We start from the raw sequence: 25,898 nt of genomic DNA, 5'->3' as shown, positions 1-25,898 counted from the left end.
ACTTTTTTACTTTGAAAAACAAAGTACTTTTAAAATAATAAAATGAAAACATTAAAATCTGTAATTAACAATCAGTTCAGGAATAACGCCCTACTGATAACCATGGCATGCTTTGCCGTTTGTTTATTGATAACCAGAGTAGCCATTGCACGATCTGAATTTTATTTCTTTTTAGCCTGGAACATCTTTTTAGCTTATGTGCCATTAGGAATAACAGGATACATGATAGACAGGCCACACCTTATAGAGAAGAAACACTGTTTTTACCCCCTTTTCTTTGCCTGGCTCATGTTCCTGCCTAATGCGCCTTATATAATTACAGATTTCATCCATCTTAAAAGGGAAACAAGTATACCGGTTTGGTTTGATGTACTGTTACTGATAAGTTTTTCCCTTAGCGGATTACTTTTTGGCATCAAGTCAATGAAACAAATGTTTTTAATGCTTGCCGTAAGGTTCAATTATTTTATGACCTGGGGGCTTATGCTCATCATTAGTTTTCTAACCGGCTTTGGTATCTATTTGGGGCGCTTTTTACGCTATAACAGTTGGGATATATTGCATAAGCCTTTAGAGTTGGTACAATGCATATTTGTAAGCCTAACGGTTTGTCCGGAATGTAAAACATCATGGGGAATGACATTAGGCTTTGGCGTATTTATGTTTCTGGCTTTTATTATGTATCCTGAACCTGAATAAAAAAATTTATAAATCTACTTTGAAATTCAAAGTAAAAAAAGACACACATGAAAACATTAGCACTAATAACAGGCTTTACAGAAAAGCCGAAACACGATATAACACTGGAAGATTTAATAAGCTACCCTAAAGGCAGTTTAGGTAACACTCTTGGCAGGTTTTTGTTTGACAACAGCAATGAAACCTACCCTATACCTGAGAAGCAGGATATACTAAGGGTACTTATCAATAAAGAGGTAAACAACAGGGAAGAGATTGCCATGCATTACTACCTGTTAGGAAACGGAGATATAAGTATTGTTACTGTAATCTCTGCCATTACAGGCTTGTTGTTGAGTCCGCTGGCGCTACCCTATTTCATAAGGAGATACAAAGAGGGCAAACAGGCATTAAGGTTTTACGACCTTGATTATTTCAGGATGCTGCACTTGCCGTTACAAAGGATAAAAGATACATTTTTAATACAGTAATTAATGACAACCACACCTTCAACCAAAACCATAATAATTGTAATACTGCCAATGGTTGTACTGACCGCAACCCTTAGTATTGGCACTACCCTACTGTTTTATTCGCTGCATTTGGATAAAGAGAGTTTTAACGAACATTATCGCAGCGGGTTCTTGTGGGGAGTTGCTATACTAAACACAGTGGTTGTATTGTTGCTCTTAATCCTTTCGTCCTTTTACAGGCCAACAGTAAACCTGTGGCGAAATGTGTTAACACTGGCAAATGTACCGCCGGCTATTGTTTACCTGCTTTATTTCTCAACAACATTTCCTTATAAGCCCTAAGTCATGGAAACAACAAGTACAAACCAAGTACCTAAAACAGTACAACTTATATGTGACATCTGTAAAAAAACAGCAGCAATAACGTTTACCATAGCCGTACCATTATTCATAACCAGCTTTATAACAGCACATAACCCAATAATATCATTAATACAAAACAATAAAACATTTGATACCGATGAAACACAAATAACAATCGCAGTTGCAAGTTTAATATTCATAGCAATTGCAACGCTAATTAATGGTCTTATTCTTTTTATAGCGCTAATAACAGCCTTGAGTAATAAAGGTTACAGCAAAAAAATATTGCTTGCAATGGCATATATGCTCATAAACATCCCGGTAGTCATTGCCTATGTAAGTTCATATATACTAATTATTGTAAACTATTATGATCACTATGACTTTTAATAAAAATATACCCAATGATAGTGAGCAACTTTTAAAACTAACCAAAAAAATATATCTCATAACACTGGTTACCGGACTAATAGCCTTTACAATTTGCATTACAGGAAATTATTTTACATGCGTAATAACATTGTTTGTATACATGGTAAGTGCAGCCTTTTTTAATATGGTAATGATAGTAAACAACCTAATAAACATAAGCTATTACACAAAAAACAGAACAAAACTGATACTAAGAAGCCTTATGCTGTTATTAAACATGCCAACAGCTCTATTAATATTAATCATAAACAATTAACCCTAACAAAATCAATTATGGAACAAAATGTAAATACAACACAAAACAACGAAAAACCTCAGGGCTTTTTCCAGTCTAACACCGCAAAAATAATTATGGTGGGACTATTGGTTTTTATCCTCTTAATTCCGCTTCAGTTTGTAAAGAGCTTAATATTTGAGCGTGCACAACGTCAAAAAGAAGTGATTCAGGAAATTAATGAAAAATGGGGAGGTGATGTGTACTTTTACGGACCTATAATTAAGGTTCCCTATACTGTATACGAAAAAACAAAAATAGTAGACGAGAAGACAAAAAAAGTAACTTATGAAATCACTCCATATACAGAGTACGCTTATTTCTTTCCGGATGAGCTAAAGGCTAATATTGACGTAAATGTTGATACCGAAAGTAAAAAAAGAGGTATATATAAGTCGGCGGTATATACTTCCGACCTGGATTTTAAAGGTAGTTATTCCCTACCCGATTTCTCTACTCAAAAAACTTCAGAAAAAGTTGAGGAAGCTGATATACACTGGGATCAAACCCGTTTAACAATAAAAACTACAAACATAAAAGGCATACAGGGCAGTGCAAACATTACCATAGGTGGTAAAAAACTTGCATTTGAACCTATTGCTCAAACCACGAAAAGGGAGCGCGAATCTGTAATGGAAACTGCTCCTGTAAACATAAAGGAGCTGCTAGCTAACAATAGCGCTCCTTTTTCTTTAAATATAAAATATCAGGGTAGCGAGAGCCTAAGCATTGTACCAATAGGTAAACAAACCGAAGCTACCATGACCTCAAACTGGCATTCTCCAAGTTTTAAAGGAAACTTCCTTCCTAAAACAACCGGTATCCAGGGACAAAGCTTCCCGGCACACTGGAGTATTTCTTACCTAAACCGTCCTTTTGCACAACAGTATTTTAATGGATTGCCAGACCTTAGTGACTATACATTTGAAACAGGCTTTATTACACCTGTAGACGAGTATCAGCAATCTGAAAGAGCTGCAAAATACGGTTTTCTTGTAATAGGACTTACCTTCCTGGTTTTCTTCCTAATTCAAACCATAAGTAAAATAAGTATCCATATTTTTCAGTATGGCATGATTGGGCTTGCACTTATTATGTTCTATACACTCCTTATTTCCATAACAGAACACAGTAGCTTTATGTTGGGTTATTTTGTTGCCGGTGCAGCTGTTGTGGTTATGATTGGGTTGTATTCTGTTTCCATATTAAAAGGAATTAAGTTCCCGCTGTTTATCGCCATTTCACTCAGCGCACTGTATTCGTTTATATATGTAATCATACAACTGGAAGACTATGCATTGCTTGTAGGCAGCATTGGCCTTTTTGTAATACTTGGGGCAGTAATGTTTGTCTCAAGGAAAATTGACTGGAACAACAGTTCATCATCAACCGCCAAAGCCTAACAAAAAAGCCCCCGCAAATGCGGGGGCTTGTTAATTATATCATTAAGGTTACAGCCTTAAAGTAATTTTGCCCTTCCATTTCCCAAAGTGTACCGCTTACGGTAATAATGTCGCCTTTTTTAACTTCCCTGTACATATCAGGTTCCTTAAGGTTCGGTATGCTTATAATAATTGAATACTCAATTCCGTCATCATCTACCGCCTTAGCAGTAACACCATCCTTACCGTGCTCTACAGAAAGTACGGTAGCTTTTATGGTTACCTGTTTTTCTTCGGCATTTTCGGGCACCTCAGGCACTACTATATCTTTAGTTTCTGTCTCCTGATTGGTTGTTTCTTCATCGGCTTTCTTATCGTTACAGGCTATTAAATTTACAGCAACCGTTAGGATAGCTATAATTGCAATTCTTCTCATAATGGTTAATTTTTTAGTTGACCAAAGATAAATAATTGCACCTGTAATCCCAATTATTTTCTCTTACTGCCAAACGGTGTACGTTTAACCAAATACTTAATTGTAGCCTTATAGGAATCTAATGAACTACCGAAAGAGTTTTTGGAATCACTATATACATTTTTACCCTCATCGTTGTAAATACGCATTTCAATGGTAGTATTGTAATTAATAACTGTAGTAGAATTATTTGTAGTAACTGTTGAACCCTTAGAATTGTTTTTATATTTATCCTTATCCTTATAAGTAGAGACTTCACTTCCATAGGTCTGGCTACCTTTATTTACAATATTACCTGTAGAATAAACAACATACTCTACCCCAAGCATTACAGCCAGGTCCTTTGGCATTACCGACTGTATATTATTTATATCAATATTGTTTCTGGCAAGTAAAGCATTTGTCTCCATTGGATCCTGAACTGTTATAAGAGAAGTATCCCCTTTAAAATCATCAACACAATGATTTTGCATACGATGACTAAGATCTTCAGACATCAAACCGTCATCATTTGTCGTAAAATTAAAAGGCAAAACAGCTAGCTTATTTCTCCTGTCTGCCGGGGTAGACATTGACTGCTGCTGTGTTGTCTGTTTTTTATTAAATACCTCTTCCCTCCCACTGGCAAAAATCACTTTATTGATTTCTGATTTCTTAAGATCATATTCAAGAGTTTCACCTTTATATACAAATTTTATGCTCTCATTACCCATACTGGTAACCTTCCCCTCTTTACTCTCACCGTTAAGCATAATAACCTTGTCTACAGCATCCTGTGAGTATACATTAACCGTAAATAAGAGTAATAATGCAATTATTTTTAAAACTGACTTCATACCTACTTATTTTATAAAACTTTAAAGGCTACTCCTGCCCCAAAAGAATTTACCGTTATTTCGTCACTAATACCTCTGTAAAAAGCAAAAACATCAATAACAGAATTAGTCCAGCCCAAGTTAGCCTGATAAATAAACCCACCGTCTGCATCGTCAAGTCCTACAGCATACCCTAAATTAGCCGTATAAAATATATTTTGTTTTGTTCCAAAAAGCCCTCTTGCTGATACAGTAATTGGTATATAAGCAAAATCATCGTATTCAAACTTTATATCTCCTATAGTTTCATCTTTTCCAAAAAAGCGGGTATATCCTGTAGATACTCCTAAACTAACCTGCTCATTTATATCAAAAAAGTATACCGATGCATCAACACCAGCATTAAAGGAAGAAACATCTGAAGCATCACCTGTGGGAAATGCACCATGAGCTCCCACTCTAATTTCCTGAGCATTTAAAGTAAAAGTTAATCCTAAAAATGAAATAAGTAATAATAACTGTTTTTTGAAATTTGGTTTATTTGTTTTCATGTTTATTAGGTTTTAGATTAAAGGATAATAACTAATTTATTAAAAAACAAAATGCTAACCGAATACGTTTCACAAATATTTAACATGATGTAAACAAAAAAGTCCTGCCGAATGGCAGGACTTTTTAAAGAATTGACTTTATATTTTAGTGGGCTCCGCCACTTATTTTAGTATTTAAATCAATACCCTGGCTTTTAAGAATACCCTGTACTCTCCAAGCATAAAACACTAGGTAAGCGAAACAGATTACACCTACAATGTAACTTGTGTGAATACTTGTTGCATCAGCAACAAGACCCTGAATCCAGCTTACAATACCACCACCCATAATCATCATGATTAGGTAATTACTACCTTGGTTCGTTTGTTTACCAAGTCCGTTAATAGCAAGGGCAAAAATACATGGCCATAATGTACTACAAAATAAACCGATACTTGTAAATGCATAAACACTTACCATACCTGTTGTAGACATACCTATAATACTGGCAATAATACCAAGTACAGAGAATAATAAAAGCATTTTTGCAGGGTTACCTTTACTGGCAATATCAGCACCAATAAGTACAAGTATAATTACTGCATATACATAGAATGGCTGTAAGTCATGCTCTGCAATGGCATTTACTCCTAAAAACACACCAAAGGCTAAATAAGGAGCTACAAACTTAAGCACTTTTAACATTTTTTTGTTTTGTGTAAACACTTCCACTGCGCCTGTCCAACGTCCTATCATAAGGCTGGCCCAGTATAATGATACATAAGGAGCTACTTCTTTTGTACTAAAGCCCATTCCCTTTTCAAGGTAAGCAGGAAGGTTACTTGCGGTTGCAACCTCAACACCTACATAAAGGAAAATAGCCACCATACCTAAAACCAACTGAGGGTACTTTAAAGCCGATTTACCTGCAGAAGATGTTTCTTCAATAATATCTTCTTCTGTAGCAGGGTGGTTAGGCAGTGATGACACTTTTAAAAGTATGGCTGCCAATAAAAATATACCTCCTAATATAAGATAAGGAGCTTTAACACTTTCTACACTAACCTCTGTTGAAGGAGATGAAACCGAACCGAAAATCGCAAAACTCACGATAAGCGGGCCAATTGTTGTACCAAAGTTATTGATACCACCGGCAAGCGTAAGCCTTTGTGAACCTGTTGAAGGAGAACCTAAAGCAATAGCCAGCGGATTAGCAACAGTTTGCTGAAGTGAAAACCCAAGTCCTACTATAAACAGACCAGACAGCATTAATGGAAATGACCCTGTATTAGCAGCCGGATAAAATAATAATGTTCCTAAAGCTGATATTACCAAGCCTACTGAAAGGGAATTTTTATAGCCTAATTTATTAACGATATCCTGTTTCATTAAATAAGAAACCCCTATGTAAATTAAAGAACCTATGGTATATGCCACATAAAATGCTACAGCTACCAGCTGGCTTTGACTTTGGGATAGCTCAAAGGCTTCCTTAAATACAGGAATTAAGATGTCGTTACTTGCGGCAACAAATCCCCAAAAGAAAAATACTGATACTAAGGGAATAAACTGACCCCAATTTGTGGTCTGTGAATTAGTTGAACTCATAAATGTACTTATTATTAATAGTTGTTATTCTGATTTTTTGATCTCGGTACGCGGACCGATACCGTTATTATTAAATGCTTCTATTTGAAAATAATATGCGTCTGTCCTGTCAAGCCCTGAAAAATAATATTCATTTTTACCGTATACCATTATAGAGCCATACATCTTATCGGGTGATTTACCAAAGTATATCACATAACCATCGGCATTAGGTTCCTGCTGCCATTTAAACCATACGTTTCTTCTCTCCCCTTTTTTTCTTGGTGCCGATCGTAACGGAGCAAAGTTTTTAACCTCACCCGGTTTCACTCCCTGCCCTTTACCGAATATTCTTAGTCCGCTAACAGCAAACTTACCCGTTGGCATTTGTATGTTTTCCAGTTTTATGTAACGTGCTGTTGCTGCTTTTTCAAGCTGAATGTAATCGTGCGGCACATCTTTAGTATTCTTACTTTTATCTACCAGTACTTTCCATTTCTTACCGTCGTTAGAGCTGTAAATAATGTATTTGTGCCCTGTAGTGGTTTCGGGTTTACCCATAATATCCACATCCTGATCAGCATAATTAATCTGGATGGCGTTGATAGTACTTTTCTCTCCAAGGTCGGTAATGATGTACTCACCCTTATCGGCGCTTTTTGCACTCCAGTACGATTTAATATCCTCATCAATCGCATAATTAGGCTGAAAACCTCCCAGTGTAGACGATACCTGTACCGGCTTGTTGTAGTTAAGTAACATCCATCCAGTAAATGAGTTTAGTGCGGTATGATCTTTATGTTGTGAAGGCAGATACGTTGGATAATCGCCATAAGCTGTATTAGAGTACATAACACCATCGGTATCAAAACCGGCAGGCCAGATACCTAAACGTCTTTCAAAGTTATTTTTTGTAGAGATTACAATGGTAGAAACATGCCAGTAATCGTTGTTATGATCCTGATAGGTTGCACCATGCCCTGCTCCTCTTGCAAAACCTCCCGGTTTGTATGAAAATGGGTTGAACGACTGGTATTCAAAAGGCCCAAGTGGTTTGTCGCTCACATATACACCATCGGCATATCCACTAAATTCGGTACCCGGAGCACCATACTGCAGGTAGTATTTTCCGTTATGCTTGGTCATAAAAGCCCCTTCCATAAACGGCTGCATAAAAGTATTGTCGTTGTATTCGCCAAAGCGCTCCCATCCGTGTTCGTCGTCATTAAGGGCTATAAGCGGTATTCTCTCACCTTCCGGCTGGAATGTTTTTCTATTAAGCTTTACGCCATATATAGGATACATATTACTGGAGCCGTAATACAGGTATAACTCATCGGTATCTTCATCCCAAAATATTTGCGGATCCCAGGCGCCGGCTTCAAATTTATGAACCAGTTCTTTCCAGTCATCAGTTTTGGGGTTGGTACTCATCCATATAGGGAATTCATTACCGTGTGTAGAACCAACAACCAAAAGCGTATCGTTTACATAAGATACCGATGGCGCGCAAAGCTCATCATACACCTTATGTTCGGGTCTTAAAAATTTACGTGGTATAAATTTCCAGTCAACCATGTTGTCACTATGCCAGTAACCCCATTGGTTAGTAGAGAATAGGTAGTATTCATCCTCAAAAAATGTAATAACGGGATCGGCAGTTGCACGATGCTTGCCCTGAGTTACAAAATTAGGTATAGGGCAATAGCCGTAATCTACATTTATGGGATTACAGTATGTTGTTTGCTGGGCATAGCCCGCAGATATTATTAATAGCGCGATAACTAATGTTACAAATTTCTTCATGTTGATTAATTAACCGGAATTAAATTACGGCTGTACTCTTCTACCCGGTATTGAAGGACAACCGGAGGTACTTAGTTTATAACTAAACGGTAATCGCTTCTGGAGCTAGTGGAACAGCCATACGGCCGGCTAAATTTTCCCGCAGTAAACCCTATGGGATAACGTGAATTTTTGTTCGTTAAAAATTTCATAAATATACATATAACACGTTTCACGATAGTAAATGAATATGCTAAAAATTGTGCTAAATTTTGACCAGTATATCAATATAACTTGGCATTACACTGCGTAAATTGCATTTTTAATAAATTCAAAGGTTTTCGCAGGTCGCAAACCTGTACGAATTATCAAAAAGTCATGGTATTAAATATCACTTATTCAATTTTAGCCTTTATCGTGGAAAAACAATACTCCAAAAGGAATCAGAACTTAGTTTATAACCAAAAGGCTGCCACAGGGGCAGCCTCTTGGTTAAGCAAAAACAAAGTCTAAATTACCTAACTAACACAAATTTATCTTTGGTTTCTGTAGCAGAGCTTCCGCCAACGAATACTTCAAAATCGCCCGGTTCTGCTACAAAATCCATATCTATATTGTAAAAACGAAGATCGTTTGATGATATCTCAAATTCTACCGTTTTTTTCTCTCCTTTTTTGAGGGCTACTTTCTTAAAGCCTTTAAGTTCTTTTACAGGGCGTGTAACCGTACCTACTTTATCCTTAATATAAAGCTGTACAACCTCTTCACCATCGTAGTTACCTGTATTGCTAACCTCTACCGATATTTTAAGCGTATCGTTAAAATTGATTTGGTTTGCAGACAGTTTAAGGTTAGAATAATCAAATGTAGTATAGCTTAATCCGTAACCAAACGGGTAAAGCGGACTGTTATCAACATCTGTATATCTTGATTTGTACTTCTGCTCAGGGTCTGTTGGACCTAAGTAAGGTCTACCTGTGTTTTTATGGTTATAATAAATAGGCACCTGTCCCACATTTCTAGGGAATGTCATAGGCAGTTTACCACTTGGGTTATTAATACCATAAAGAGTTTGTGCAATAGCAGCGCCACCTCTTGTACCAGGGTACCATGCTTCAAGTATGGCATCCATGTTTTCGTTTTCCCACTCAAGAGTTAACGGTCTACCATTTAGTAATACTAAAACAATAGGTTTGTTTAGTTTTTTCAGTTCTGCAAGAAACTCCTTTTGTATACCAGGCAGGTCAATGCTTGAACGCGATGCAGCCTCACCTGTCATGTTTTCAAACTCTCCCATAACAGCTACAATAACATCGGCGTTACGAGCACTTTCAACAGCTTTAGCAATCATGCTTCTGTCATCCTTAAGTATCTCAACACCTTTTTCAAAGCTTACATTTTTCTTGTTTGCTACTTCCATGATACCTTCTTCCACACTTGTAGCATAACCGTAACGGTCGCCCGTTGCAGCCCATGAACCAATAATGTTCCATTCGTCACTTACAAGCGGACCAACAAAAGCCACCTTTTGGTTTTTGTTTAAAGGAAGTACATTGTTCTCGTTTTTAAGCAATACCATTGATTCGTTTGCTACATGTAAAGCAGCATCAAGGTATTCTTTTTTATAGATAGTCTGTTTTTCTCTTTTATCGTCGTTATAACGGTAAGGGTCTTCAAACAAACCTAAATCGTATTTTGCATTAAGTATTCTGCGGCAGGCATCGTTAATCTGAGCTTCAGTAACATTACCTTCCTGTAATGATTTTTTAAGGAATTTCAAGTACACAGCACCTACCATGTCCATATCAACACCTGCTTTTAAAGCAAGCTCTCCGGCATGAATAGAATCTTTAGCTACACCGTGAGGTATAAGCTCATTGATAGCCGTATAATCGGTTACAACAAAACCATCAAAGCCCCACTCTCCTTTAAGTACATCTCTTAAAAGGAATTTGTTTGCTGTAGCAGGCACACCTGCAATTTCGTTAAACGATGTCATAAATGTAGCTACACCCGCATCTACAGTAGCCTGGAATGGTGGCAGGTATGTTTCCCTAAGCACACGCTCGCTCATATCTACCGTATTGTAATCACGACCAGCCTCGGCAGCACCATAAGCTGCAAAGTGCTTTGTACAGGCTAATATGGTATTCAGGTCGGCAAGGTTTGCTCCCTGAAAGCCTTTTACACGGGCTATAGCAAGCTGTACTCCTAGGTAAGTGTCTTCTCCCGAACCTTCAGATACCCTACCCCATCGTGGGTCGCGAGTAATATCTACCATTGGGGCAAATGTCCAGTGTACCCCTGAGGCAGCTGTTTCCTCGGCAGCAACACGTGCAGAAAGTGCAACTGCATCGGTATCCCAGGTAGCGGCTTCCCCTAATGAAATAGGAAATATTGTTTTATAACCGTGGATAACATCGTACCCAAACAGCAACGGAATTTTAAGCCTTGAATTATCAAGGTTCATTTTTTGAAGTTCTCTTGTGTACTTAACACCTGTAGCATTAAGTATAGAACCTACATTCCCTTTTTTTATTTCGTCAATATAATTAACACCCGCTTTTGGACCTGTAACAGTACCATCGGCAGTAAACTGAACCAACTGACTTATTTTTTCGTCAATAGTCATTTTACCCATTAGTTCGGTAACAAATTCCTCACGGGTTTGTGTTTTTTTGGCATTTTTCCCCTTTTGCGCAGAGGCAGTAAGTGAAAAAGCTAATAGTAATAGAGCGGTTTTAGTGTATTTCATTTTAAAGTAAAATTGCATGCTTCTTTTTCACGAATGCATTTTATTGTTTTTTCTGCTTTAGCATCCATTCATAAATTTCAGGATTATCATAAACCCTTGTCCAACTGTCATGATTGGCATCATCAAAAATGGTAAGCTTAATATCTTTACAGCAAGGTTTTAGCCTTTTGTAAATAATTTCAGAATAGCTTACATCAACCACATTATCCAACAGTCCGTGAAAAATGCGAATAGGGATGTCTTTCACCTTACAGTTCTCAATCATGGGAACCCTGTCTACAAATCCGGCAATAGGTACAAGTGCAGCAAACATATCAGGATGTGCAAAAGCCAGATTCCAGGCACCCCAGCCTCCCATACTAAGGCCTGTTAGGTAAATACGGCTACTATCTATATCATTAGCCTTTTGTATGCTTTTTATAAGTGAATATAGTGCCTCGCTATCCCAGTATTCCCCTTCAGGACATTGCGGAGCCAATACATAGGCATCCAGTTGATGTGATTGTAAATATTTAAACGGACCATGAACCTTTACCTTCTCAAGGTCATTGCCCCTTTCGCCCGAACCGTGAAGAAAAACAATAAGTGGTTTGGCCCCGTTTGTATCTTCCGGTTTATATAATAGATAATCCAGCTGTTTTTCCTGTTTTATTTTAATAGAAAACGAGCCCTCTTCCGTCTTTTGGGCAAAAGAAGGCACGTTTATAAATAATGCGATCACAGCTGCTTTAAGTAAACTCTTCATTAAAATCCGTATTTTCCTGAATGAAACCCTAATTTGTTTAACCCTTCCTGAACTTCAGGAGCGTTCATAAACAAATCCCAAAGTAATCCTGTACGGTAGTTTTCTATCATTGCTACCATTGGTCCCTGGTCTATAGCCAGGTACCTTTTTGCTGCCCAGTTATCGTACTCTGCACTGTGGGCATCATAAAAACCAGCAGGACCCCAAATAGTAGATTTATAGTTTTCATAAAAATTACGCATTGCCGCAATAGACTCTTTAGGTGTATATACTATAGAACTTATTGCTGCGGTAGGAGAAATAACTCCCCTGTCATTACTTGGCATGTGTGCTGTATAGCCTACACTACCATCTTCACTACGGGTATACGAAGCCGTAAGCCCCCAGTAGTTTTCACCATAACCTTTATATCCCTTAGGGTTTCCAACACAGTATAAATAGTCAATTTTTGTTTGGTTGTAATTTACATCCCAGTAATTGGCATATTTATCGGTTAACTTATTAGGATCAAGTCCTACATAAGAATAATGCGCCCAAAATAAAGGTCCGCCAAATTCTTCGGCACCATTATGTTTTAAAATTAAAGGCAGGTCGTATTTAATATTATCCGATTTTATTCCGCCACCATTTCTTGCCCAGCACTCATGGTAAACCTCCGGTTTAATAGCATGATCTGGTGATGAGGCGCCTAATACATAAGTAATAAGGCATTCATTGTACCCTTCAAGAGCAAAGTTCATTTCCCAATTATATTCGGGAGACCAGTGCCAAAAAAGTTTATTTTGGTTATTTGTATACCAGTTCCACTCTACACCTTTCCATAGTTTATCAAATTTTTGAGACAGTTCTTTTTCCTCGTCAGTACCGTCTTTAAAAAACTCTCTAACACAAATAATCCCTTCACATAAAAAAGCGGTTTCCACAAGATCACCACCATTATCTTTTTTCCCGAAAGCCTGTACTTTTCCTGTATTACCGTCCATCCAGTGTGGCCATGCACCATGAAAACGATCGGCTTTATCAAGAAAATCTGCAATGCGGGTTAGCCTTTCAACCCCCTGTTCACGGGTAATGTATTCCTGATTGATGCCTGAAAGTATTGCCATTAAACCAAAACCAGAACCTCCTGTAGTTACCACATGGGCATCGTTTTGAGGGTAATTCCCATCAGGATGATAACGTTCGCGCGCCAATCCCGAATTAGGCTCTGCAAAATCCCAAAAGTATTTAAACGTTTCCTTTTGTACTACATCAACCAGTTGCTCATCTGTCAGTTTTTCTGTAGTTGCCTGTTCTGCGGTTTGTTCTTTCACTTCTTTAGAACCTTCCCCACAGGCCACAAACAACAATGCCGGTATGGCTATTAATAAACTTTTAAGACTTGTTTTTTTTATTTTCATAGTAAGATATCTTCCCCTCATATCACTATGAGAGGAAGATTTAATTTTATTTATTAATAACCAGGGTTTTGAACCATTTCAGGAGTTTGTATCAACTGATTGTAAGGTATTGGGAATAACTCGTGAGTACCAACAATAAAAGTTTTACCGTTTGCCTGCATTGCAGCCTGTGCCTGCCCCGTTCTAACAAGGTCAAACCATCTGTCGTGTTCAAAAGCAAGTTCAAGTCTTCTTTCTTTCCATATTGCCTGTCTAAGAGCATCTCCTGAAACTCCCTCTACAGGATCAAGACTAACTCTCTCTCTAACAACGTTTAAGTTTGAAAGTGCCGTAGCTGTATTACCTAACTCATTTGCAGCTTCGGCAGCGATAAGGTAAATTTCACCAAGTCTAAGTACACGTATGTTTTTATCACCATCACTATCACCTGCATTAGCACTAGAGTACGCTTTTTCATTATACATTGGGTTTTCAACCGATGCACTTACTTCACGACCGTCAAATAATGTCTCACCTGCAAAAATGATTGTAGCATCTCTACGAATGTTATCACCTTCGGCATTAAATGCATCAAGAAGGTTTTGTGACGGAATATTGAAACCCCATCCCCATCCGCTGGTACCACGGGCACCCTGAGTTTGAGAGTATTGTTGTACACCATGAGCTACTGATTCTCCCCTTGCCTGTACTTCAAATATAGACTCTGTACCATTTTCGCTGCTTGCTCTCCAAAGAACTGAGTAGTCAGTTTCAAGTCCGTACTCACCGGAAGTGATTACAGTTTGAGCCATATCATAAGCTTCCTGCCATTTTTCCTGATACAGGTATACTTTAGATAATAGTGCCTGAGCAGCACCTTTTGTAGCACGACCTAAATCTGCAGCTGCATATTCGCTTTTTTGTGGTAACCTATCGATTGCATCCAAAAGATCCTGCTCTATATAATCATAAACCTCCTGTTTAGGAACCCTGTTTACAAGGCTTATGTGTTGTAACGGAACGTCTCCCCAACCTCTTACAAGGAAAAAGTAGTTATAAGCTCTAAGAAACTCTGCCTCACCTATTAGACGGCTTCTGTGCTCATCTGTTATATTTCCTTCATAAGTTTCTGTTGTTTCGATAGCTATCGTAGCACGGCCAATGGCTTTATACCAGTTTGACCACATAGCACCAAATGATCCTGAGCTACTAGTAAATAATAACTGATCCAGCTCTTGTTTGTCACCTCCCGTATCTGAAGGTGAACTTCCTTTATCTGCATTATCAGATAAAATCTCAGTAATTCCTAGGTATGAGAATGCATAATCCCACTCGGTAAGCTGACCATAAATACCTATAACAAGCTCATCTGGAGTAGCTTCTCCAACCAGCTGGTCTTCCCTTGAAGGGACATCCAGATAATCTTCACTACAGCCTGCTAAAAAAGCAGCTGCAAAAAACATACAAACTATTTTTCTATATTGTTTTTTCATAATGCCAATTTTATAATGTTAGAGATACCCCAAAGATGAAACTCTTGGTATTAGGATAAGCTGAAAGCTCTATACCTGTAGTTTCTCCCGGCTTACCATTACTGTTGATCTCTGGTGTAAATCCAGAATATTTAGTAAACAGGAACGGGTTTTGAGCTGTACCATAAATCCTTATGGACTCTATACCGTTAAATACCTGATTAAATGTATATCCTACCGTAATATTGTTGATTCTAAAGTAATCTCCGTCTTCAAGGTAGTAGCTTGAAGCTCTTGAATCTCTGTTTGCACCCGGCTTAGAGTTTGAAGTACCAGGGCCTGTCCAACGACCGTTAAACATCTCTGTAGAGAAATTCTCACCACCGTCGATACGAGTACCGTTAAGACCGTTATAAACCTTATTACCTCCTACACCATAACCATCAACAGAGAAATCTAAATTTTTGTAGTTAAAGCCAACGTTAATACCGTAAGTGAATGTAGGTATATATGAACCGAAATTCTTTTTATCTGCATCGTCAATTTTGCCATCACCATTTTGGTCAACATATTTTAACTGACCCGGTTGTGCACCTGCAATGTGTGGATTAGCATCAATCTCATCCTGAGTTTGCCATACTCCGTTTGCCTCATACATCCACCAAGAGTAAATAGGTTGTCCTTCAGTAAGTCTTTTAGTTACCTGACCGTTAGCTAAACTACCGCCTATATAACCATCATAAGCCGGTTTAATGTTTTGAACTGTATTTTTGTTATTAGCAAATGTACCACCAACAAAGTAGCTAAAGTCGTCACCAATAGTATCTCTCCAGTTAAGGCCAATTTCAAAACCTTCGTTTAATATATCACAAGCTTCATCATAGAAAGACTGGTTGTATGGTGAATTGAGTACCGGATTAATATTTAAATTTGCATTATCTGTTAACCTGTGATAGTAATCAAAACTACCTGTTAACCTTCTGTCAAGTACTTCAAAATCAATACCTGCATTCCATTCTTTTGTAGTTTCCCAAGAAATTGGGAATGTAGGAGATCCGTTATAAGCACCAAAAACTAAATCCTGATTAGGTCCAAACACATAGTTATATGAGCCACTATCATTACCACGAGATAATACCTGTGTGTTAAACGGTACTGCAGCATTACCCATTTCTCCATAACCTCCTCTTATTTTAAGGAAATTAATACCGTTTACTTCGCTAAAGAAGTTTTCTCTCGAAATAACCCATCCTCCTGAAACAGAAGGGAAAGTACCCCAGTATTCACCTCCATCTACAAAAGTACTGTTACCGTCTCTTCTAACATTAGCAGTAAGAAAGTACTTTTGATCAAAGTTATACTCTATACGTCCAAAGTAAGATAGCATGTGAACCGGAGTATTATAGAACTGAGAGGCCTCTGCAGTATAATTACCTGTTGCCATGTCTATATTCCAGTACTGTTCCTGATAAGGAACATTCCAGTCTTTAACTCTTGTAGTATAAATATCATTTCTTTTATCTTTTGTTATACCACCAATTACGGTGAAGTTATTTTTACCAAAAGATTTATTAAGCGTAAAGAAGGTATCCCAGTTGTAACGGAAACTTTCTACATTTTCATACTCTAATGAGTTATTAGCCCAAGTTACAGATGTTGGACTACCTGTTTGATTATCCAAAAACTGCTGTTCGGTTCTTGTAGGATCGTTAGTTAACCAACGCCCTTTAATATCATTAAAAACTCTTTTCTTAGAAAAACTCTTTGTAAGTCCCAGTCTTGAATTAACTTTTAACCAACTTGTAATCTTAAGTTCTGCATCAAACATACCCTGTAGGTAGTCCATGTTAATTTCTTCATTTTGGTAATAAACATTTGCTAATGGATTACCTATAGAGTTTAATCTACCTATACTCTCACCTTCTCCGGCTTCATAACCCACTACACCTGTTGTGGTATTGTAAAAAGACTGACCAAAAGCACCATTTGCGTAATGAGTAGGTACTATAGGAGCCTGTCTGTATGCGTCATTAAAAGCTCCAAAAGGTTTAGGGTTTGTTTTGGTATGAGCGTAAGTAACATTTTGACTTAATTTAAGCCTGTTATCAAATAGTTTAAATGAAGTATTTGAACGTAATGTGTTTCTTGCAATTTTTTGTTGATCAAGAATACCGTCTTCAGCATAATTATTATAACTAAAATAATAATCAGCTGTCTCACTACCTCCTGAGATAGCAATGTTGTTGATTGTAGTTTTACCTAAATCAGTCGTTTCATCTAACCAATCAGTATCATACGGTTGGTTTTCCTGTAAAAAGCCTGAAGTTCTTCCCTGGAAGGTAAGGTTTTCATTAAAGTAGGTTACATATTGGCTGGCATTAGCCATTTCTACTTTGTTAAGCAATGATTTTACTGCATAAGATGAACTCGCAGTAATATTCATTTTACCTGATTTACCTTTTTTAGTAGTAATAAGAATTACACCGTTAGCCGCATTAGAACCATATATAGCTGCAGATGAAGCATCTTTTAATATATCCATGGTAAGTATATCACCAGGGTTAATATTATCAATACTTCCCACAACAATACCATCTACAACATATAAAGGACTACTATTTGCAACAGCAGTACCTAATCCCCTTACTCTTACAGTAGGAGTAGCTCCCGGAGCATCATTATTAATAATGTTAACACCGGCAACTTTACCCTGTATAGATCCCATTGCGTTATACTGAGGCTGTTTAGTAAACTGCTCAGCCTTAACAGTACCTACGGCACCGGTTAAGTCAGATCTTTTAGTTGTTCCGTAACCAACTACAACCACCTCTTCAAGAACAGAGTCTGAGCTTGGCTTCATAGCCACACTCATATTAGCAGTAGCATTTACAGTTAGGTTGTCATAGCCTAACATTGAGAAAGTGATAGGTTCACCCTCTTTAGCCTCAATGATAAATTTACCATCTAAATCGGCTGTAGTACTTGTGTTAGATTGTGTAGCCACAATATAAACATCAGGAATCGGTAGTCCGTTTTCATCGACAACCGTTCCTGTTATTTCCTGCGCGTAGGTTATGTAACCACCCAGCATAAGAAATAGCCCAAGAATAAAGTTTTTCATAAATCGATTATGTTAAAGTTAGTTGAGACTAAATTACCAACTATAACGATGTAGTGTTAGCTTTTTAAGCATATCTTAACTACATCATACTACTAAAAAAACAACTTAAAATACTTAAAAACAGCAAGTTAATATTAAGTAAAGTACATCATTAAAACTGTTAATGATGTAGCATTGATGAGTTGTAATATGATAAAATATACCCTTAAAAAATAGATTTTAGATAAAAAAATATGCTCAATTATAGATTAATCATAAACCTATAGAGACTTTCCTCCTTATCTATGTCAAGTTTTTTCCTTAAGCGGTAACGATGTAGTTCTACCCCTCGATAGGAAATATTCATTAACGGAGCAATTTCTTTTGATGATAAATTCATCTTTAAGTAGATAGAAAGTTTAATATCTTTTGGAGTAAGCGAAGGATATAACTGAGATAATTTATCTACAAATTCTTCATGACTTTTAAATAGGTTTTTCTCAAAACTTTGCCATTCATTTTTACTGAGTGAACTCGTTTTTATAATTTTCCTGATTTTGGATTTAAGATCATCACCTTCAGCTTTACTTTCCAAAACTTCCTGTATGCTTTCAATCATTTCACTGTGCTTGGCTATAGATAATGATTTACCTGCAACTTCAGATGCTTTATTTTGCACCTCCGTTTCGAGCATATGTTTTTCGTGTTCCTGCTGCCTAAGTTTGTTTTCGGCATCCATCTCTACCTCCAGTATTTCCTTTTGGTGTTTTAGTTCCTCTTCATGTAATCTTATTTTTTGAAGATAGCGAACTTTATTCCATCTGTAGTATAAAAAGAATACGATAGATATCACCAGAATGTAAACTAAAATCATCAAACCAGAAAAATACCACGGACGGGCAACCACAAAATCAAAAGAAGCCGTTTCGATATATTCCTTGCCATTATTATAGTACACTTTAAAATCCTGACTTCCGCTATCAAGATTACTAAGGATTATATTTCCGTTTTTAACAGGAATATATTCACCTGAGTTATTAAGTCTGTAAAACAGGTCTGGTTTACTGTATCCGTAATAATTGGCTACAACATTCATTTCAACCGGCTGATTATATTTTATTTTTGTTCCGGAGGCAATAAGCTTATCATTATAAAAACTCTCCAATAATACTGTTGCCGATTTTTTATTGGTATAGGCATCATTAAAAGTCAGGAATCCGTCATCAAGATTAATAAGTAATTTTCCTACATCCTTAAATACACGTGTATCTTCCATTATCAATTTACCCTCATAGTACTTTTCAGGTAATAATTGCCATACGAACCTTTCGGCTTCACGTGTTATTAAATATAAAAGCCTGTCTTTTATAACTAAAAATCTGTTATCATCAATCGCCGAAACATCTGATATGTCTTTAAAAGATGCATTGAACACCGCACTTTGCTCCAATTTTGAAGTAATACTATTATAGGTATACCAGGTATTATCTATATAAAAGAGTATCTCATCCCTAAACCTGAATATCTTTACTGCATAGTCATTATTAATATTATTCTCTTTGGAAATATCGGCAAAACGAATTGTATTAAAATCCGAATCATACGTTATACGGTATAGCCCCCTGTAATTATCGGCAGCCCAAATTTCACCGGGTTTGTTTTGAGCCATATTTTTAAGCGGCTTACTAAGACTGTCAATACGCTTATAATCAGAAAGATTATTAATATCCCTGTAAACAGCCAGTCCTGCGTAATTAGCCTGAAAATAAGCATTGTCATAATTACTTTTTATAAAACGCCAACCACCGTTTATTGGGCTTTTTTTAATGAAAGAACCTCCGTTATATACAAACGTACCTCCGTTATGACCTATAATATACTCATCACCATTTTTATAAATATCCCAAACCTGATCCTGAGAACCCGGTATAGCTTTTAAGTTATTATTCTTGTACTCAAATAATCCGTGATTTGTAGCAAAAAGATAATAATCTCCTGTAGCTGAAAGTGAATATACCGAACCTAATACCCCCGAATTATCCTGAAAAACCGATATAGGTGAGTTTACCTCAATATGGGCAATACCATTATCCAACCCAAGCCATAAATCGTTTTCCTTATCTAGTGTTATGCTAAGTACAGCATTATTTTTTAAGGTGTTTTGTCTGTTAATATTATAATACTCTCCGGTATCTACATTTACCACATAAACTCCTTCAAGAGCTGTACCGATAGCCAACCTGTTATCATCAATAAACTTGGCGCATAAAATTACATTTTGCTTTAAAAGATTGTTTAACGGAGAGTTCCATGCAGTAATACCATTTTCACTCCCTGTAAACACACCTTTATTCTTAGTAAATACATATATTTTACCTGAAGCCTGATTAAGCCCCATTCCATGAATAACATTTAAGTTTAGTTCAGGCCAGTTTTCAAGATGTACAAACTGCTTGCCTTCCATTCTGTATACACCATTTTGGACAGAAGCTACATAAACTGTATTGCCAAGAACATAACAATAGGAAACTAATGACGGAAACTTTATTCGTTCAATAGTTTTCCCGTCACTTACATACAAGGCATTAAATGACTGAAAGTATAGCTTATCATTATGTTTGAATATTTTCCAAATTTCCTCATTATCCCAGCCTCCGGTAAAAACATCTTTCCCTTTAGAGAGAGATACATATTCCATTTTCCCTTCTACCCTATGCCAGTAACCAAATTCACGGTATGAACCACTGTAAACCCTTTCACCATCCGGATAAATAGACCGTATAATAGTTTTATTAGGGAGTGAATATTTTTCCCATTTCACACCATTATACCGTAAAAAATAATGATTGTTGGCAAAATACAAGGCGTTATCATCTCCCTGGCAACTGCTCCATACCTGGTTATCTCCGTTATAGTCTGACTTTGTAAAGTTCTCTACAAAAGGAAGTAAGTCTTGGGCGGCAAGTTTAATTGTAGTAAATAATAATAGGGTAAGCAGTACTCTTACTTTCATTATAAGGATTATTTAGCTTACCAAATTTAGCAAACAAATATGTTATAAAAAAAAATGCCCCTTAATTATGGGGCACTTCGTTATTCTCTTTTAGAAAATCTTCAAGATATTTAAACCTTTCTGTAAGGCTTCCGTTGTGGGTTATAAGTGCTTTTTGCAGCACCCCGTTAGTATCATTATTAAAGAAAGATGGTATTACATGTTCAAGGAACATATGCCCAAAACCTTCACTTGCGTCTTTTGGCAATTCACATGGCAAATTATCAACCGCCATAACTGCTATAGCGCTTGGATGGAACAAATCTACCTCTTTCTTTTCTGACGGCAGGTAACCGTAAAACGGATTTGCAATAGTAGATGAGCGTATGGTACAGGCTATAGGACCGTCTATATCACACGAAATATCAGCTACTACTTTAATTTTGTTATCCTTATCCTTAAGCATATCATTAGTCAATATCGCCGGAGCTCCATTACCATAAAAATGACCCGCTATAAAAATATCTGCCGCTTTAGCATACTTCCCGAAGTCTGACTCATACTTATCAGGATTTACATAAAAATCCTGCTTTGTAATCTCCTTGTCGTCCTTCCTCTTATTATAATCAGTCACATCAAGCTGTGTATACACAGGCTCTGTATATGTTTTTGTAAGGAAATTTTCAGGCGATACTTCTTTTATCCCAACAGCATCAAGTATACCCTTAGCCCCCTTACCTACTTTACCTTTACCTGTAAGAACTATTTTTACAGGAGGCAAGGTAAGCCTTTTAAGCTTTGCTATAAGCGCCTGCTTATCCGGCAGTGTTTCGGCTTTTGGCAAATCAAAAAGTTCATACTTTACTCCAAAAGCCCTAAAACAATTGTAAGCGCCTACTATACCGGCATATTCCCCAAAACCTATCAACCTTTGGTTATTAGCATCAACAATAGTTTCATGGTCATATAAATCAATATGCTTATTGATAATAGCCTGTAGCAGCTTTTTATTATAGTGTTGTTTTTTGATTGTATGCGAAAAGAAAAAATATTTTTTGCCCGGTATAAGTGCATCAACCGGAACTTCCTTAACACCTAGTAATATATCACAGTCGGTTAAATCATTGCTTAATTCAAAACCAAGCGCTTTGTATTCCTCATCTTTAAACACCCTTATATCAGACGGTTCTACTTTAATTTCCGCATGTGGAAACTGCTCTCGCAGCTCTGCCAGCTCCTGAGGTGAAAAAACTACTCTTCTGTCTGGTGGAGACTTCCTTTCTCTTATTATCCCGATTTTCATGATGGCTCTTTTAACGATGAATTGTGTTAGCATACTATCCACGAAAACGTTTTTCATGAAATAATATAACTTTATATCCTAAACAGTGCTCAAATATAACAAAAATAGAATGTATGGACAATGGTCAGATTAAAATAAAATTCGTTAAATTTGCAGTCTGTTTGGTATTGTTTTTAATACTATTGATACAGAAACTTACTGGGGTCGACTGGTTTTGACAGCAGGTCGAATTGAACAGTAAGCACGCCGAGAAGGAGACGATTCTCGTTAATCCCAAGTCTCAACTTTTTATAAACGGCGAAGAAAACTACGCTCTTGCTGCTTAATCTGAATTATAGTAAGATTTTAAGCCTCGTTCCTACTAGGTAGGAAGGCGGGATTCTCCTGAAAAGCCCTGGTTTATGGCGTTTCGTATAGGAGAACCGTAAAAATAGACCTGGAGACCTTTTTGCTTCGCGGAGGTTTTGAGATTTAAGAAGCTAAGTGGTTTGTGGCAGTTTCCGGCCTTGCAAACTGTCGAAAATCCAAGCGGAAACTAAGCGTGTAGAAAGCTCTTTAATTGCTTGTTTGGACCCGGGTTCGATTCCCGGCGATTCCACTGGACGGGACAACTCTAAATTCTTAAAGAGTTGTCCCTTTTTTATTCCATCTAAATCTTTATTTACCAATAACATAAGAACTAATACTTGATTAATTCTCGGTGTTTAACATTTTTGTTCTGAAAATTCAAAGTTTTCAAAAGATATTGAATTCAAAAGCTTTTGTTTTCTACGATAACGCTTTTGATACATTTTTTTAGCATTCACAAATATCTCATTTTGTATCAAATTTCAGCTGTTAAAAATATGGTTCAACTTAGTTTTAAAGTGTAATAATAGTATAAAACTTTTTTCCATAAATAATTGGACTTTTAAGCAAAGTTATATTTTGGATATATATAGAAGTTTGTAGTGTCAAACATATTAAAACAAAAACAGCTAAAAAAACAGATTTTATAAAGGTGCAGTTAAAACAATTATTTAGTTTAAAATTTATATAAACTAATATGTGTATTAGGTGAATACTTAAGTAACAACAGCTAATTTGATTTATAAATAAGAAATATAGAATGAAAATTAAAGAAACAGTTTTGGTAACAGGTGGGACAGGTTTTTTAGGTGTACATCTCATTTTACAACTCTTACAAAAAGGCTACAACGTAAAGACAACATTACGTTCGTTGAAACGAAAAGACGAAATAATTACGATGCTAAAAAATGGCGGCATCGCTTCGTTTGACCACATTGAATTTATTGAAGCAAATTTAACCAAAGATGATAATTGGGACAAAGCCGTAAAAGGTTGTGATTATGTTTTACACGTTGCTTCTCCATTTCCACAAGGCGAGCCGAAAGACGAAAACGAGTTGATAATTCCTGCGAAGAATGGAACACTAAGGGTTTTGAAAGCAGCAGAAAATGCCGGTGTAAAACGGGTAGTAATGACATCCTCCTTCGGAGCAGTCGGTTATAGTATTGACCCTAAAAATCATGTTTTTACAGAACAAGACTGGACTGATCCAAATACAAAACTAGCAGCTTACATTAAATCTAAAACAGTTGCTGAACTTGCCGCCTGGGACTTCATCAAAAACAACGAGGGAAATTTAGAACTCACAGTTATCAATCCTGTGGGTATTTTCGGAACGGTGTTAGGAAATGACTTATCAAGTTCAGTTCAACTAGTGGAACAACTATTGACAGGCAAAATGAAAGCAACACCAAAACTTAATTTTAGCGTTGTGGACGTTCGTGATGTTGCAGACATTCACATCCTGGCAATGAAAAATCCAGAAGCAAAAGGACAGCGCTTTTTAGCCGCTTCTGACGATGGTACATCTTTACCCAAAATTGCAGAATTACTACGTTCGCAGCCCCATAAGTTTGGAAATAAGGTTACCGGTAAAGTATTACCAGATTGGCTTGTAAAAGTTTTATCGGTTTTCAAACCTGAATTAAAATCAGTTTCGTCACAATTGGGAATAACAAAAAAAATATCCAATGATAAAGCTAAAAAGATGTTGGGATGGCAACCAAGAAATTGGGAAGCAACTATTGTAGATACAGCAGAAAGCCTGATGAGAATTAATCAATCATAAAACAATTTAAAAATGAAAAAGAATAATAAAAAAATAAAGAAGAAAAAATGGTCGATTAGAAAAATAATCACTTTAACTCTGAGCATACCTCTAGCTATATTCCTTATTTTTTACTTTGGTATAATTCTATTATTTGTAAGCAAAGACACTTCAAAAGACACCCCTCTATATACGGGCGAAATCATAGCTGATTCTAAGCAAACACCATTAAATAATAGTTGGGGACATTTTACCGAACCTAAGGAAATTGTGGAAGACTTAGATTTATCTGGTAAAATTTTTGTGATGACAGGAGGGCATACGGGTACCGGTAGAGAAGCGACAAAAGCTTTCATAAGCAAAGGGGCAACTGTTATTGCTCTTACCAATGATATGGATTGGGCTAAAAGGAATTTAAAGGGATTGCCAAATGTTGAAATTGAATATTTGGATTTACAGAAACCAAAAACGATTGATAATTTTACTCAAAAATTTTTAAAATCAGGGAGAAAGATTGATGTTCTGATTAACAGTGCCGGGATTCACAATACGCCATTACAAAGAGATGACCGAGGAAATGAAAGGCAGTTTTCTGTAAATGTTTTAGGCCATTTTGAATTAACTCTCAAATTACTACCAGCTTTAAAGAAAGCCAAAGGAGCAAGGATAATAAATTTATCATCGAGAGGGCATAGAATAAACAATGTTTATTTTGATGATATTAATTTTGAACATACTCCTTACGATGGGATGAAAGCCTATGCACAAAGTAAAACAGCACTGTCACTACTTTCAGTTAAAGAAGATCAGTTATTTAAGCAATACAATATTAGAGCTTTTGCTGTACATCCTGGTCCAATCCCAACTACAGATTTATTTGCAGGCTCATTAGTAGGATACTCTTCAGATTTTAAATTTTGGTACACAGAATTTGCTGCAAAATGCTTAAGAACATTTTGGGGAACCGAAATAATGAATTTTTTAAGAAAACCAAAAAATGAAGGAGATATTTTTAAAACTGTAAAGCAAGGAGGAGCCACAACAGCATGGGCATCCGTAAGTTCGCAACTTAACAATAAAGGTGGACTTTATTTAGAAGACTGTAATATCGCACCAATAGTACCAAATGGCAGTAATGCGCCTTTTGGAGTAAGACCCTGGGCATTAGACAAGTATAATGCTGAGAGGATTTGGTCTATTTGTGAGAAGATGACGGGTGTTTATTACAATGATTAATTTTG

The 25,898-nt window shown here is 36.6% G+C and carries 19 protein-coding genes and 1 other RNA gene; 8 read left to right on the top strand and 12 right to left on the bottom strand.

Annotated elements, in window-relative coordinates:
* The first annotated feature begins 42 nt into the window (after window positions 1-42).
* The 5 genes from V3Z67_RS11110 (at window position 43) to creD (ending at window position 3,623) form a co-directional block, all read left to right on the top strand.
* The gene (locus tag V3Z67_RS11110) at window positions 43-699 is read left to right on the top strand and encodes a DUF1361 domain-containing protein (RefSeq protein WP_330443374.1); all 657 of its coding nucleotides are present in this window, start codon (window positions 43-45) and stop codon (window positions 697-699) included.
* A 47-nt stretch (window positions 700-746) separates the two neighbouring features.
* Entirely contained in the window at window positions 747-1,169 is a 423-nt protein-coding gene (locus tag V3Z67_RS11105; RefSeq protein ID WP_330443373.1) for a hypothetical protein, read from the top strand.
* 3 nt (window positions 1,170-1,172) lie between these two features.
* Entirely contained in the window at window positions 1,173-1,493 is a 321-nt protein-coding gene (locus V3Z67_RS11100; protein ID WP_330443372.1) for a hypothetical protein, read from the top strand.
* A 3-nt stretch (window positions 1,494-1,496) separates the two neighbouring features.
* Window positions 1,497-1,904, top strand: coding sequence for a hypothetical protein (locus V3Z67_RS11095; protein ID WP_330443371.1), 408 nt, complete (start codon window positions 1,497-1,499; stop codon window positions 1,902-1,904).
* Between the two features lie 315 nt (window positions 1,905-2,219).
* Window positions 2,220-3,623, top strand: a complete 1,404-nt coding sequence (gene creD, locus V3Z67_RS11090) for a cell envelope integrity protein CreD (RefSeq protein ID WP_330443370.1) — start codon at window positions 2,220-2,222, stop codon at window positions 3,621-3,623.
* Window positions 3,624-3,657: 34 nt separating this feature from the next.
* On the opposite strand, the gene V3Z67_RS11085 is transcribed toward creD, so the two are convergent.
* The 12 genes from V3Z67_RS11085 to V3Z67_RS11030 all read right to left on the bottom strand — a co-directional run bounded on the left by V3Z67_RS11085 (window position 3,658) and on the right by V3Z67_RS11030 (window position 22,541).
* Complete coding sequence (locus V3Z67_RS11085) at window positions 3,658-4,038, bottom strand: hypothetical protein (RefSeq protein ID WP_330443369.1); 381 nt, start codon at window positions 4,036-4,038, stop codon at window positions 3,658-3,660.
* A gap of 53 nt (window positions 4,039-4,091) precedes the next feature.
* A complete protein-coding gene (locus tag V3Z67_RS11080; protein WP_330443368.1) occupies window positions 4,092-4,913 on the bottom strand; it encodes a hypothetical protein in 822 nt (273 codons plus the stop codon).
* A gap of 11 nt (window positions 4,914-4,924) precedes the next feature.
* Window positions 4,925-5,443 (bottom strand): hypothetical protein, encoded by a 519-nt coding sequence (locus V3Z67_RS11075; RefSeq protein ID WP_330443367.1) that lies wholly within the window; start codon window positions 5,441-5,443, stop codon window positions 4,925-4,927.
* A 145-nt stretch (window positions 5,444-5,588) separates the two neighbouring features.
* Window positions 5,589-7,031, bottom strand: coding sequence for an MFS transporter (locus V3Z67_RS11070; protein ID WP_330443366.1), 1,443 nt, complete (start codon window positions 7,029-7,031; stop codon window positions 5,589-5,591).
* Window positions 7,032-7,055: 24 nt separating this feature from the next.
* Window positions 7,056-8,816: a family 43 glycosylhydrolase gene (locus tag V3Z67_RS11065; protein WP_330443365.1), complete on the bottom strand. Its 1,761-nt coding sequence runs from the start codon at window positions 8,814-8,816 to the stop codon at window positions 7,056-7,058.
* A 493-nt stretch (window positions 8,817-9,309) separates the two neighbouring features.
* A complete protein-coding gene (gene bglX, locus V3Z67_RS11060) occupies window positions 9,310-11,550 on the bottom strand; it encodes a beta-glucosidase BglX (RefSeq protein WP_330443364.1) in 2,241 nt (746 codons plus the stop codon).
* 40 nt (window positions 11,551-11,590) lie between these two features.
* The gene (locus tag V3Z67_RS11055; protein WP_330443363.1) at window positions 11,591-12,295 is read right to left on the bottom strand and encodes a prolyl oligopeptidase family serine peptidase; all 705 of its coding nucleotides are present in this window, start codon (window positions 12,293-12,295) and stop codon (window positions 11,591-11,593) included.
* On the bottom strand, window positions 12,295-13,695 hold the full coding sequence (locus tag V3Z67_RS11050; protein WP_330443362.1) for a glucoamylase family protein: 1,401 nt from the start codon (window positions 13,693-13,695) through the stop codon (window positions 12,295-12,297). The genes V3Z67_RS11055 and V3Z67_RS11050 overlap by 1 nt, the downstream gene beginning before the upstream one ends.
* A 53-nt stretch (window positions 13,696-13,748) precedes the next feature.
* Window positions 13,749-15,167, bottom strand: coding sequence for a RagB/SusD family nutrient uptake outer membrane protein (locus V3Z67_RS11045; protein ID WP_330443361.1), 1,419 nt, complete (start codon window positions 15,165-15,167; stop codon window positions 13,749-13,751).
* A gap of 10 nt (window positions 15,168-15,177) precedes the next feature.
* On the bottom strand, window positions 15,178-18,267 hold the full coding sequence (locus tag V3Z67_RS11040) for a SusC/RagA family TonB-linked outer membrane protein (protein WP_330443360.1): 3,090 nt from the start codon (window positions 18,265-18,267) through the stop codon (window positions 15,178-15,180).
* A gap of 241 nt (window positions 18,268-18,508) precedes the next feature.
* On the bottom strand, window positions 18,509-21,259 hold the full coding sequence (locus V3Z67_RS11035) for a helix-turn-helix and ligand-binding sensor domain-containing protein (RefSeq protein WP_330443359.1): 2,751 nt from the start codon (window positions 21,257-21,259) through the stop codon (window positions 18,509-18,511).
* 61 nt (window positions 21,260-21,320) lie between these two features.
* On the bottom strand, window positions 21,321-22,541 hold the full coding sequence (locus V3Z67_RS11030) for an NAD(P)-dependent oxidoreductase (protein WP_330443464.1): 1,221 nt from the start codon (window positions 22,539-22,541) through the stop codon (window positions 21,321-21,323).
* Between the two features lie 200 nt (window positions 22,542-22,741).
* Between V3Z67_RS11030 and ssrA the strand changes: the two genes are divergently transcribed.
* The 3 genes from ssrA (at window position 22,742) to V3Z67_RS11015 (ending at window position 25,893) form a co-directional block, all read left to right on the top strand.
* Window positions 22,742-23,142, top strand: a transfer-messenger RNA (tmRNA) gene (gene ssrA / locus V3Z67_RS11025).
* A gap of 507 nt (window positions 23,143-23,649) precedes the next feature.
* A complete protein-coding gene (locus V3Z67_RS11020) occupies window positions 23,650-24,678 on the top strand; it encodes an SDR family oxidoreductase (protein ID WP_330443358.1) in 1,029 nt (342 codons plus the stop codon).
* Between the two features lie 12 nt (window positions 24,679-24,690).
* Complete coding sequence (locus tag V3Z67_RS11015) at window positions 24,691-25,893, top strand: SDR family NAD(P)-dependent oxidoreductase (RefSeq protein ID WP_330443357.1); 1,203 nt, start codon at window positions 24,691-24,693, stop codon at window positions 25,891-25,893.
* Window positions 25,894-25,898 lie beyond the last annotated feature (5 nt).

The organism is Flavobacterium sp. C4GT6, assembly GCF_036347315.1.
In the GTDB taxonomy this organism is placed as follows: domain Bacteria; phylum Bacteroidota; class Bacteroidia; order Flavobacteriales; family Flavobacteriaceae; genus Flavobacterium.
This window is presented reverse-complemented; position numbering and strand designations above follow the sequence as displayed.